The organism is Streptomyces sp. NPDC047974 (assembly GCF_040653375.1).
GTDB lineage: Bacteria > Actinomycetota > Actinomycetes > Streptomycetales > Streptomycetaceae > Streptomyces.
The window spans coordinates 299,845-311,628 of the sequence record NZ_JBEZNU010000003.1; the positions used below are offsets into that span (position 1 = coordinate 299,845).

Below are 11,784 nucleotides of genomic sequence, written 5' to 3' on the forward strand. Positions count from 1 at the left end.
ATAGGCCTCGTAGGCCTCCTTGTAGTTCTCGGCCTTGTAGTTGGCCAGGAACTCCTTGGCGGAGGCGAGGGTCTCGATCGGGGCGCCGACCGAGGTGGCGAAGTCGCCCTCGGCCGCGGCGGCACCGGCGAGCTTCACGTACTCGGGGCTGAAGAGCGCGTCACCGCCGACGAGGGTGATCTTGGCGCCGGCCTCCTTGATCTGCTTGGCCAGCGGGCCGGCGGCCGGGTACTCGCCACCGAAGTAGACGACGTCCGCGCCGGAGCTCTTGACCTGGGTGGCGACCGCGGAGAAGTCCTTGGTGTCGGGGTCGATGTGCTGGGTGCCGACGACCTTGCCGCCGAGCTTCTCGAACTCGCCCTTGAAGGTGCCCGCGAGACCGGCGCCGTAGGTCTTCTTGTCGTCGATGATGAACGCCTTGGTCTTCTTGGCGTCATTGAAGACGTACTGGGCGGCGAACGGGCCCTGGATGGCGTCCGTGGTCGCGGTGCGGAAGTACGACTTGTAGCCGCGCTTCTTGTCGCCGGAGGCCCAGTTCGGGCCCTGGGAGAGCGCCGGGTTGGTGTTGGCCGGGGAGATCTGCGCCAGCTTGGCGTCGTCGAAGACCTTCTGCATCGACTCGGCGACACCGGAGTTCAGCGGGCCGACCACGCCGAGGACGGTCTTGTCGGCGACCAGCTTGGTGGCGTTCTGCTGGCCGGCGGAGGGCTGGGCCTGGTCGTCCAGGGTCTCCAGCTTGAAGGTGACGCCCTTGACGTACTGCTTCTTGTTGGCCGTCTTGACCGCGAGGTCGGCCGAGTTCTTGATGCCGAGGCCGAGGGCCGAGAGCTCACCGGTGAGCGGGGAGTCCAGACCGATGGTGACGGTGACGCCGCCGCCCTCGCCCGAGCTGTCGCCGCCCTTGTCGTCGCGGGAACCGCAGGCGGTGAGGGTGAGCGCTCCCGCGGTGACCGCGGTGGTGAGTATGAGCAACGAACGGTTTCGCACGAAGGGTCCTTTCCCAGGCGCGGCCCCCTCTGCCGAGGCGGTGCCGTGGAGCTGCGGAGCAAGAGGTGCCGTAAGTGAATGCCGGGCCGTACTGCGTGGTGGTACGTGGCCGTGCAGGCGGTCCCGCCCCGGTGGCGCGGTGACTGGCGGTGACTCTAAGCGCAGGTGGGGAGGGTCGGGGAGCGGCGAGGGAAGGATGTGACTGTCTTGTTATGCCGACGGGTGGAGCGAGGCTGAGAGGTCAGGTCAAAACCGGGCATTGCGGTCCTTGGTGCGGTGTTCACATCGTGAGAACGTGCAGTTCCGCTAAGGGGCTTGAGGGAATCTTGGTGCTGACGTGAATCTTTGACGGGTCTCCGGATATCGGACACGGCGCCCGAACTGAGCGGACGGATGTCAAGCCTCGGGGTCCTTTCGACATCCTCCGTTGACGATCACCCAGTGTGACGAAAACCGCCTTCCGAAAGGTCGGTCGGTTACTCTCCCTTCGGCTGGAACCCGCCCCTCTCGAACGTATCTACGAGGAGGGGGAGTTGGGAGTGCTTGGCGTGAAAGAACCATTCGCGCGGGGGAGTTGGGGCGCGGAGGGTGACCATGGGCGGGAATCGGCGCGGGTGGGTCGTGTGCCCGGGGTTTCCCGTGAAGTGCCCGGATCCGTCACGGATATGCCGAAGGGGCGGTACGCGATCCGCGTACCGCCCCTTCGGCGAGACAGACTGCCCGGCCGGCCCGGCTCAGGCGAGCTTCCCCTCCTGCGGCAGGTTGCCCGCGTCCAGCGGCCCGATCTCCCGCAGCATGCAGGTGAGGCGGGCCGAGCAGACCCGGCGCCCCTCCTCGTCGCTGATGACGATCTCGTACGTCGCCGTCGACCGCCCGCGGTGCACCGGGGTCGCCACGCCGGTCACCAGACCGCTGCGCGCGCCCCGGTGGTGCGTGCAGTTCAGGTCCACGCCCACGGCGATCTTCGAGGAGCCGCCGTGCAGCATCGAGCCCACCGAGCCCAGGGTCTCCGCGAGCACCGCCGAGGCGCCGCCGTGCAGCAGCCCGTACGGCTGGGTGTTGCCCTCCACCGGCATCGTGCCGACGACCTTCTCCGGCGAGGCCTCCAGGATCTGGACGCCCATCCGGTTCCCCAGGTGCCCCGCCGAGAACAGCGCCGGCAGATCCACGCCGAGCGCGGCGTACTCGTCGATGATCTCCTGCGGGAACTTCACGTGCTGCTGCTCACCCATGGCCCGGCTCCGTTCGTCGTCGTACGGCTGATCCTTCCGTCGCCCGGCTGGCTGAGCAAGCGCTTAGGCGGACGGCTGCGGTGATTCTTCCAGACGCACGATCACGGACTTGCTCGCGGGGGTGTTGCTGATGTCGGCCGTCGACTCCAGCGGCACCAGCACGTTCGTCTCCGGGTAGTAGGCCGCCGCGCAGCCCCGGGCCGTCGGGTAGTGCACCACCCGGAAACCGGGCGCGCGCCGCTCGCTGCCGTCCGTCCATTCGCTCACCAGGTCCGCGTACGCCCCGTCGGCGAGGCCGAGCGCCGCCGCGTCCTCGGGGTGCACCAGGACCACCCGGCGGCCGCCCCTGATCCCCCGGTAGCGGTCGTCCAGGCCGTAGATCGTGGTGTTGTACTGGTCGTGCGAGCGGAGCGTCTGCAGCAGCAGCCGGCCCTCCGGCACCCTCGGGTACTCCACCGGGGCCGCCGTGAAGTTCGCCTTGCCGGTCTTCGTCGGGAAGCGCCGCTCGTCCCGGGGCGCGTGCGGCAGCGCGAAACCGCCGGGGTCCGCCGCGAGCCGTGCGTTGAAGCCCTCGAAGCCGGGCACCACGCGCGCGATCCGGTCCCGCACCGCCGCGTAGTCCGCCTCGAACTCCTCCCACGGCGTCCTCGACGCCTCGCCGAGCACCGCCCGCGCCATCCGGGCCACGATCGCGGGCTCGGAGAGCAGGTGCGGGCTCGCCGGCGGCAGGTTGCCGCGCGAGGCGTGCACCAGACCCATCGAGTCCTCGACCGTCACGAACTGGCGCCCGCTCCTCTGCACGTCCTTGTCCGTGCGGCCCAGCGTCGGCAGGATCAGCGCCCGGGTGCCGGTCACCGCGTGCGAGCGGTTCAGCTTCGTCGACACGTGCACCGTCAGCCGGGCCCTGCGCATCGCCGCCTCGGTCACCTCGGTGTCCGGGGTCGCGCCGACGAAGTTCCCGCCCATCGCGAAGAAGACCTTCGCCTCGCCGTCCCGCAGCGCCTGGATCGAGCGCACCACGTCGAAGCCGTGGTGGCGCGGGGAGACGATCCCGAACTCCTTGTCCAGCGCGTCCAGGAAGGCCGGCGCCGGGCGCTCGAAGATGCCCATCGTCCGGTCGCCCTGCACGTTCGAATGCCCGCGCACCGGGCAGACGCCCGCGCCGGGCCGGCCGATGTTCCCCCGGAGCAGCAGCAGGTTGACCACCTCGCGGATGGTCGGCACGGAGTGCTTGTGCTGGGTGAGGCCCATCGCCCAGCAGACGATCGTCCGCTCCGAGGCCAGCACCATCTCCAGGGCCCGCTCGATCTCCGCGCGGGACAGCCCGGTCGCCGCCAGGGTCTCCGCCCAGTCGGCCTCCCCGGCCGCCGCCGCGAACTCCTCGAAGCCGTGGGTGTGCTCCCGTACGAACTCCTCGTCGACCGCCCCGGGCGTCTCCAGGACCAGCTTGTTCAGGAGCCGGAAGAGGGCCTGGTCGCCGCCGATCCGGATCTGGAGGAAGAGGTCGGTGAGCGCCGCCCCGCGCAGCATGCCCTGAGGGGTCTGCGGGTTCTTGAACCGCTCCAGGCCCGCCTCCGGCAGCGGGTTCACCGAGATGATCCGCGCCCCGGCCGCCTTCGCCTTCTCCAGCGCCGACAGCATCCGCGGGTGGTTCGTGCCCGGGTTCTGCCCCGCCACGACGATCAGGTCCGCCCGGTGCAGGTCCTCCAGGGAGACGCTGCCCTTGCCGATGCCGATCGTCTCGGTGAGCGCCGAGCCCGAGGACTCGTGGCACATGTTCGAGCAGTCCGGGAGGTTGTTCGTGCCGAACTCGCGGGCGAAGAGCTGGAGCAGGAACGCGGCCTCGTTGCTGGTGCGGCCCGAGGTGTAGAAGAGGGCTTCGTCGGGGGAGGAGAGCGCGGTCAGCTCCTCCGCGAGGATCGCGAAGGCCCGCTCCCAGGTCACCGGCTCGTACCGGTCGGCGCCCTCCGGCAGGTACACGGGCTGGGTGATCCGGCCCTGCTGCCCCAGCCAGTAGCCGCTCCGCTCCGCCAGCTCCGCCACCGGGTGCGCGGCGAAGAACTCCGGCGTCACCCGCCGCAGCGTCGCCTCCTCGGCGACCGCCTTCGCGCCGTTCTCGCAGAACTCCGCGAGGTGCCGCTTGTCGCCCTCGGGCCAGGCGCAGCCGGGACAGTCGAAGCCGTCCTTCTGATTGACCTTGAGGAGGGTGCGCGCGGTGCGCACGGCGCCCATCTGCTCCTGGGCGATCCGCAGGGTGTGCCCGATCGCGGGCAGACCGGCGGCGGCGTGCTGCGGCGGCGTGACCTGCGGTGCGTCCTGGACCGGGTCGCCGGCCGGCGGCTTGCTGACCATCGCGCTCTCCCTTGAGCGATCATCCTGCGTCGTACGCCTCCGATCCTGTCACGCGGCACCGACGGTCCGGCACCCCGGCCGGTGTGGAGGGGATTGTGGGCGGTCCGTGGCAGGATCGTCGTGTGGCCCAGACAGCATCGAAGAACCCCGCAGACACCCGCCCCCGCCTGCTCCTCATGGACGGGCACTCGCTCGCGTACCGGGCGTTCTTCGCGCTGCCCGCGGAGAACTTCACCACCGTGACGGGGCAGCCGACGAACGCGATCTACGGCTTCGCGTCGATGCTGGCGAACACCCTGCGCGACGAGGCGCCGACCCACTTCGCCGTCGCCTTCGACGTCTCCCGCAAGACCTGGCGGTCCGAGGAGTTCCCCGAGTACAAGGCGAACCGCTCCAAGACCCCCGACGAGTTCAAGGGGCAGGTCGAGCTGATCGGCGAGCTCCTCGACGCCATGAACGCGCCGCGGTTCGCCGTCGACGGCTTCGAGGCCGACGACATCATCGCCACCCTCGCCACCCAGGCCGAGGCCGCGGGCTTCGAGGTCCTCATCGTCACCGGCGACCGGGACTCCTTCCAGCTGGTCACCGAGCACACCACCGTGCTCTACCCCACCAAGGGCGTCTCCGAGCTGACCCGCTTCACCCCGGAGAAGGTCCAGGAGAAGTACGGCCTCACCCCCTCCCAGTACCCGGACTTCGCGGCCCTGCGCGGCGACCCGTCCGACAACCTCCCGGGCATCCCCGGCGTCGGCGAGAAGACCGCCGCCAAGTGGATCAACCAGTTCGGCTCCTTCGCCGAGCTGGTCGAGCGCGCCGAGGAGGTCAAGGGCAAGGCCGGGCAGAACTTCCGGGACCACCTGGAGTCCGTCAAGCTCAACCGCGTCCTCACCGAGATGGTCCGGGACGTCGAGCTGCCGAAGACCGTCGCCGACCTCGCCCGCGAGCCGTACGACCGCAAGGCCGTCGCGCTGGTCCTCGACACCCTGGAGATCCGCAACCCCTCGCTGCGCGAGCGGCTCCTCGCCGTCGACCCCGGTGCCGCCGAGGAGGCCGAGCCGGCCCCCGCCCCCGGCGTCGAGCTCGACTTCACGGTCCTCGGCTCCGGCGAGCTCGCCCCCTGGCTGGCCGAGCACGGCACCGGGACCCTCGGCGTCGCCACCGTCGACACCTGGGCCCTCGGCACCGGCTCTGTCTCCGAGATCGCCCTGGCCGGCGCCGGCGGCGAGGCCGCCTGGTTCGACCCCAGCGAGCTGGACGCGGCCGACGAGCAGGCGTGGGCCGCCTGGATCGCCGACCCCGAGCGCCCCAAGGTCCTGCACAACGCCAAGGGCGCGATGCGGGTCTTCCCCGAGCACGGCTGGAGCGTCGCCGGCGTCACCATGGACACCGCGCTCGCCGCCTACCTGGTCAAGCCCGGCCGCCGCTCCTTCGCCCTGGACGCCCTCTCCCTGGAGTACCTCGGCCGCGAGCTGGCGCCCGCCGCCGCCACCGAGGGCCAGCTCGCCTTCGGCGCCGAGGACCACGCCGAGGCCGAGGCCCTGATGACCCAGGCCCGCGCCGTCCTCGACCTCGGGGCCGCCTTCGAGTCCCGGCTCGACGAGGTCGGCGCCCGCGAGCTGCTGTACGACGTCGAACTGCCCACCTCCGTCCTCCTCGCCCGCCTGGAGCGGCACGGCATCGCCGCCGACCGCGACCACCTGGAGGCGATGGAGCAGCAGTTCGCCGGGGCCGTGCAGCAGGCCGTCAAGGAGGCCCACGCCTCCGTCGGCCACGAGTTCAACCTCGGCTCGCCCAAGCAGCTCCAGGAGGTCTTCTTCGGCGAGCTCAACCTCCCGAAGACCAAGAAGACCAAGACCGGCTACACGACGGACGCCGACGCGCTCGCCTGGCTGGCCGGCCAGACCGAGCACGAACTGCCGGTGATCATGCTCCGCCACCGCGAGCAGGCCCGGCTCCGGTCCACCGTCGAGGGCCTGATCAAGACCGTCGCCGCCGACGGCCGGATCCACACCACCTTCAGCCAGACCGTCGCCGCCACCGGCCGCCTCTCCTCCACCGACCCCAACCTGCAGAACGTGCCGGTGCGGACGGACGAGGGCCGCGCCATCCGGCACGGCTTCGTCGTCGGCGAGGGCTTCGAGTCCCTCATGACCGCCGACTACAGCCAGATCGAGCTGCGGGTCATGGCCCACCTCTCCGAGGACGAGGGCCTCATCGAGGCCTTCACCTCCGGCGAGGACCTGCACACCACCGTCGCCTCCCAGGTCTTCGGCGTCGAGCGGTCCGCCGTCGACGCCGAGATGCGCCGCAAGATCAAGGCCATGTCGTACGGCCTCGCCTACGGCCTCTCCGCCTTCGGCCTCTCCCAGCAGCTGAACATCGACCCGCGCGAGGCCGGCGGCCTGATGGACACCTACTTCGAGCGCTTCGGCGGGGTGCGGGACTACCTGCGCCGGGTCGTCGACGAGGCCCGCGCCACCGGCTACACCGAGACCATGCTCGGCCGCCGCCGCTACCTCCCGGACCTCAACAGCGACAACCGCCAGCGCCGCGAGGCCGCCGAGCGGATGGCGCTCAACGCCCCGATCCAGGGCACCGCCGCCGACATCGTCAAGGTCGCGATGCTCAAGGTCGACCAGGCCCTCACCGAGGCCGGCCTCGCCTCCCGGATGCTCCTCCAGGTCCACGACGAAATCGTCCTGGAGATCGCCCCCGGCGAGCGCGAGCGCGTCGAGGCCCTGGTCCGCGAGCAGATGTCGGCCGCCGCCGACCTCCGCGCCCCGCTCGACGTCTCCGTCGGCGTCGGCCCGGACTGGGACTCCGCCGCGCACTGATCCCGTACGGCTCCGCCGGTGGCCGCGCCTCCCCGAGGGGTGCGGCCACCGGCGTGTGCGCCGGGTGGAGCAGTCCGGGGGCGGGGCGGGCGGAGCGCTCCCGAGACTGGGAGGCATGATCGCGACCCGTCGCCGCAGGCCGCCCGTCTGGGCCCTCCTCGGCGCCCTGCTCGGGGCCACCGGAGCCGCCCTGCCCGCCGAGCAGGGGCGGGCGCCCGCCGCCTGCGTCTCCACGCGTGAGCCCGCGCTCGCCGCCCTGCTCTCCCAGGACCTCTCCGCCGCCCTCGACGGGCGCGACAGCACCGTCGGCGTCGCCCTCCACGACCCCGTCCGCGGCCTGCGCTGCGGGCTCGACGACGCCCGGCCCTACGACTCCGCCAGCGTCGCCAAGGTCCTCATCATGCAGGCCGTCCTCGGCCGCGCCGAGGAACTCGGCAGGGAACCCACGGCTCTGGAGTCCCAGCGGCTCGACGCGATGATCACCCGTTCCGACAACGACGCCGCCGGAGCGCTCTGGCAGGGGCTCTCCCGCGCCCGCCTCGACCGGGTGCTGCGCGAGGCCGGCGCGCGGGACACGGTCCTCGGCCCCGACCGCTACTGGGGCCTCACCCGCACCACCGCCCGCGACCAGCTCGCCCTGCTCGCCGCCGTCTCCCGCCGCCCCCGGGCCCTCACGCTCATGGGCCAGGTCGTGGCGAGCCAGGCCTGGGGCGTCACCGCCGGCGCGCCCCGCACGGTCAAGGTCCACCTCAAGAACGGCTGGCTGCCCCGCTCCACCCACGGCTGGCGGGTGCACAGCGTCGGCGTCGTCCGCGGTACGGGCTCCGCCGCGGCGGCCACCGACTACCGGATGGCCCTGCTCAGCCACGACAACGCCTCGATGGCCTACGGGGTCCGCACCCTGGAGGGCGTCGCCCTCGCCGTCCACCGCCGCCTCTCCGGCACGGCCGCCGCCCGCGGCCGCACCCCCGCCTCCGGGATCAGCGAACGCCCGGACGGGAGCGCACCGTACGGCCCGCCGGCTCTCCCGCCGCTCCCGCTCCCGGACCGGGGGCAGGGGCCGGGGCCCCTCCCCGCCCTCGCAGCCGGGCCGCCGTCCCGTACAGCAGCAGCCCCGCGACGAGCCCCGCGCCCGCCCCGAAACAGGCGGTCGGGATGATGTCGAGCGGGGTCTCGATCCGGCCCCAGCCCCAGTACGCCGCCCACCGCAGCACCCGGTGCGCGATCCCGGCGAGCACGCACGCCCCGATCAGCAGCAGCGCCACCCGCCGCTCCCGCCGCCCCGGCCCCGGCACCGCGGCGGGCGGCTCCGCACCGGCCGGCACCGACCGCAGCGCCCGGGCCGTGAACCAGCCGAGCAGGACCAGCGCCAGCGCCGAACCGCCGTACTGCGCGTACAGATAGACCGGGAAGCCGGCCACCACCTCCGTCAGGAAGGGGACCGCCCGCGTCCCCCACCGGTCGAGGTGGGTGAAGGCGTCCCAGACGACGTGGGTGACCGCGCCGAGCACCGCCGAGACGGCGAACCAGGCGACCAGCCCGGCCGGCCGCCGCTCCCGCCACGGCCGGCCGCGCACCACCCCGTACACTGGGCCGCGCCACCGCTCCGGCAGCAGCCCCACCAGCGGCTCACGGACCGTCAGCCACAGCCCCACCAGGGCGGCGGCGATCAGCACGTCGACGGTGACGATCCCGACGGGGGAGTGGGTCACGTCCCCGAACGCCATCGCCCCGGGCGCCACCGTCGCCGCGAAGTAGGTGAGGTCGGGGGAGAAGCTGCCGGCGACGAGGGCGGAGGCGACGAGCGGACCCCGCGCGGTCCCGTCCCGCCGCAGCCCCGGCAGGACGGCGGCGGCGTGGCTCAGGGTGAAGGGCACGGAGAACCTCCCGGTCGTACGGATGAGCGGCCCGAGTGCAAGAGGTACCCGACCGCCCGCACGGTTCCCACGCACCCCGCACGCCCCGCGCGTCCCGGGCACCCCAGGGGGGCCGGCTCCGGAGGCCCGGACTCCGGAGTGCGGACCTCCGTGTCCGGCCGCCGGGAGGCCAAGGGGTGACGAAAGCGTGAAACACGGTCAGACCGTGGTGTCGTGTGCTAGGGACATCGCATAGGGTCGCCTGAGGCCACGCGCGGGGAGCGTGCGGCCGCAGTCGAATGGGGAGGGAGTTCCGGAATGGCAGCGCAATTCGGCCGCCGCCTGCGCAGGGGAGCCACGAGCGGCGCGATCGTCGCCGCCGCGGTCGCGGCGCTGGCCGCCTCGCAGGGCCCGGGGGCGATCCCGCCGCCGACCGACAACCTCAGCGGCGACACCACCATCGGCGCCGGCGACGCCACGACCCCGCCCGGCGGCGGGGACGCCGGCGGCTCGGCGACCGGCGACTCGCCCTACTACACCGACCTGCCGCCGCTGAACCCGCCGAAGGTGCCCGGAGTGGCGCCCACCGGGCCCCAGGTGCCGATCGTCACCGGCCCCGCCGAGGCCGGCATACCCGCGACCGTCCTCGCCGCCTACCACCGCGCCGAGGCCTCGGTCCGCGCCTCCGACCCCTCCTGCAACCTGCCCTGGCAGCTCCTCGCCGGCATAGGCAAGGTCGAGTCCGGCCAGGCCCGCGGCGGTCGTGTCGACGGCAACGGCACCACCTTCGCCCCGATCCTCGGCCCCGCCCTCGACGGCAACGGCTTCGCCCTCATCCAGGACACCGACGACGGCGCCTTCGACGGCGACACCACCCACGACCGGGCCGTCGGTCCCATGCAGTTCATCCCGTCCACCTGGGCCGTCTGGGGCCAGGACGCCAACGGCGACGGGAAGAAGGACCCCAACAACATCTACGACGCCGCCCAGGCCGCGGGCATGTACCTGTGCGCCGGCGGCCGGAACCTGGCGATCAAGGCCGACCTCGACAGGGCGATCCTCAGCTACAACCGCTCCACGGAGTACCTGACCACCGTCCTCAACTGGTTCGAGTACTACGGCCGCGGCGCCCACACCGTCCCGGACGGCACCGGGCAGCTCCCGGTCGACCGCAGCGACCGCCCGGGCCCCGGCCGGTCCCCCTTCACCGTCTCGCCGAGCTCGCCGGCCTCGCCGTCGCCGCGCCCGTCGCAGGACCGGCCGTCGCCGAAGCCCACCGACCCGGCCACGACGCCGCCCTCGAAGCCCGCCGAGCCGACGAAGCCGCCGACCGCGGACCCGAGCCGGCCCGACGTCGGCACGCCCGTCGAGGTCCCGCCGACCCTCCGGGTCTCCCGCCTCAAGGCCGGCACGGCGACGCTCACCGCGGTCACCGGAAGCACCTTCGCCCAGGCCGCGTCCGTCACCGCCGTGGACGCCTCCGGCCGCCCGGTCGCCGGCGTCAGCGTCCGCTTCGTGCTCCCCGCCACCACCGACGCCCGCTTCCCCGCCGGCGCCACCACGGTCACCGTCGCCTCGGACGCGCGGGGCGTCGCCACGGCGCCCGCCCTGCGCGCCGGCGAGAAGGCCGCGTCCTTCACCATCCGCGCCACCGTCCCCGGCCGCTCCTCCCTGCCGGCCGCCGAGCTGAAGGCGACCGTCGAGGTCCGCAAGGCCGACGCCCTCACCCGGATCGGCGACACCGCCCTGACGGCCGAGACCGGCGCCGGCTACACCGACGTCACCGTCGAGTCCCGCCTCGCCGGTGCCCTCGCCCCGGGCGTGACCGTCACCGCCGTCGTCACCGACTCGGCGGACTCCACCGGCCAGAGCGCCGACGGCCCGTTCTTCGGCAAGGACGCCGCGGGCAACCCGATCCGCACCAAGGTCCTGAAGACCGACGCCCAGGGCCGCCTGGTCGTCGAGGGCCTCGTGGCGGGCGGGAAGGCCGGCAGCTACGTCCTGCTGCTCACCGCGCCCGGCGGCGGCACCGTGAAGGTGCCGCTCACCGTCACCGCCCCGGAACCCGCGCCCACGACGCCGGACCCGACCGAGGAGCCGACCCCGGACCCGGCGCCGACCACGTCCTCGTCGACGTCCCCGTCGACGTCCCCGTCGACCTCTCCGTCCGCCACCACCTCGCCCACCGCGAGCACCTCGCCCACCGCCTGACCCGCACCTCCGCCCTCCGCGCCGCCCCCGCCGTCCCCTCCCGGGACGCCGGGGGCGGCGCGCGTTCGCGTTCGTCCCGCCACGAGCTGTTCTCATCTCACGGCCGCGTTGCTACGGTGCCCCCGCCCTGACGACTCATCAGATCACTTGCCGGGAGGCCGACATGCGCGCCCTCGTCGCCGCGGCGATCGGACTCGTACCCGTCCTGCTCTTCGTCCTGCTCGTCTCCCTGGTCGATCTGCCGCCCGACGGCCCCACCTCGCCCAGGCCCCTGCTCACCGCCGACCCCGGCCCCAAGAAGTAGGGAGCAGC

7 protein-coding genes and 1 pseudogene are annotated in these 11,784 nt (G+C 73.1%); 4 read left to right on the forward strand and 4 right to left on the reverse strand.

Annotated elements, in window-relative coordinates; translation table 11 throughout:
• The 3 genes from AB0E19_RS07120 to AB0E19_RS07130 form a co-directional block, all read right to left on the reverse strand.
• A partial coding sequence (locus tag AB0E19_RS07120; protein WP_362174567.1) for a branched-chain amino acid ABC transporter substrate-binding protein occupies window positions 1–987 on the reverse strand: 987 nt, incomplete at its 3' end.
• Window positions 988–1,721: 734 nt separating this feature from the next.
• Window positions 1,722–2,219, reverse strand: a complete 498-nt coding sequence (locus AB0E19_RS07125) for a hotdog fold thioesterase (protein WP_362174570.1) — start codon at window positions 2,217–2,219, stop codon at window positions 1,722–1,724.
• Window positions 2,220–2,282: 63 nt separating this feature from the next.
• Window positions 2,283–4,571 (reverse strand): FdhF/YdeP family oxidoreductase, encoded by a 2,289-nt coding sequence (locus AB0E19_RS07130; RefSeq protein WP_362174573.1) that lies wholly within the window; start codon window positions 4,569–4,571, stop codon window positions 2,283–2,285.
• 122 nt (window positions 4,572–4,693) lie between these two features.
• On the opposite strand from AB0E19_RS07130, the gene polA reads away from it, so the two are divergent.
• Both polA and AB0E19_RS07140 read left to right on the forward strand, forming a co-directional pair.
• Window positions 4,694–7,405: a DNA polymerase I gene (polA, locus tag AB0E19_RS07135; RefSeq protein ID WP_362174576.1), complete on the forward strand. Its 2,712-nt coding sequence runs from the start codon at window positions 4,694–4,696 to the stop codon at window positions 7,403–7,405.
• Between the two features lie 475 nt (window positions 7,406–7,880).
• A pseudogene (locus AB0E19_RS07140) lies at window positions 7,881–8,216 on the forward strand (serine hydrolase); the annotation flags it as partial.
• 169 nt (window positions 8,217–8,385) lie between these two features.
• On the opposite strand, the gene AB0E19_RS07145 reads toward AB0E19_RS07140, so the two are convergent.
• A complete protein-coding gene (locus AB0E19_RS07145) occupies window positions 8,386–9,282 on the reverse strand; it encodes a DUF4184 family protein (protein WP_362174579.1) in 897 nt (298 codons plus the stop codon).
• Between the two features lie 297 nt (window positions 9,283–9,579).
• Between AB0E19_RS07145 and AB0E19_RS07150 the strand changes: the two genes are divergently transcribed.
• Window positions 9,580–11,472 carry a lytic transglycosylase gene (locus AB0E19_RS07150; protein WP_362174582.1) on the forward strand — a complete coding sequence of 631 codons (1,893 nt, stop codon included), beginning with the start codon at window positions 9,580–9,582 and terminating at the stop codon, window positions 11,470–11,472.
• A gap of 163 nt (window positions 11,473–11,635) precedes the next feature.
• Window positions 11,636–11,776 carry an SPW_0924 family protein gene (locus AB0E19_RS07155; RefSeq protein ID WP_107063131.1) on the forward strand — a complete coding sequence of 47 codons (141 nt, stop codon included), beginning with the start codon at window positions 11,636–11,638 and terminating at the stop codon, window positions 11,774–11,776.
• Window positions 11,777–11,784: the final 8 nt, after the last annotated feature.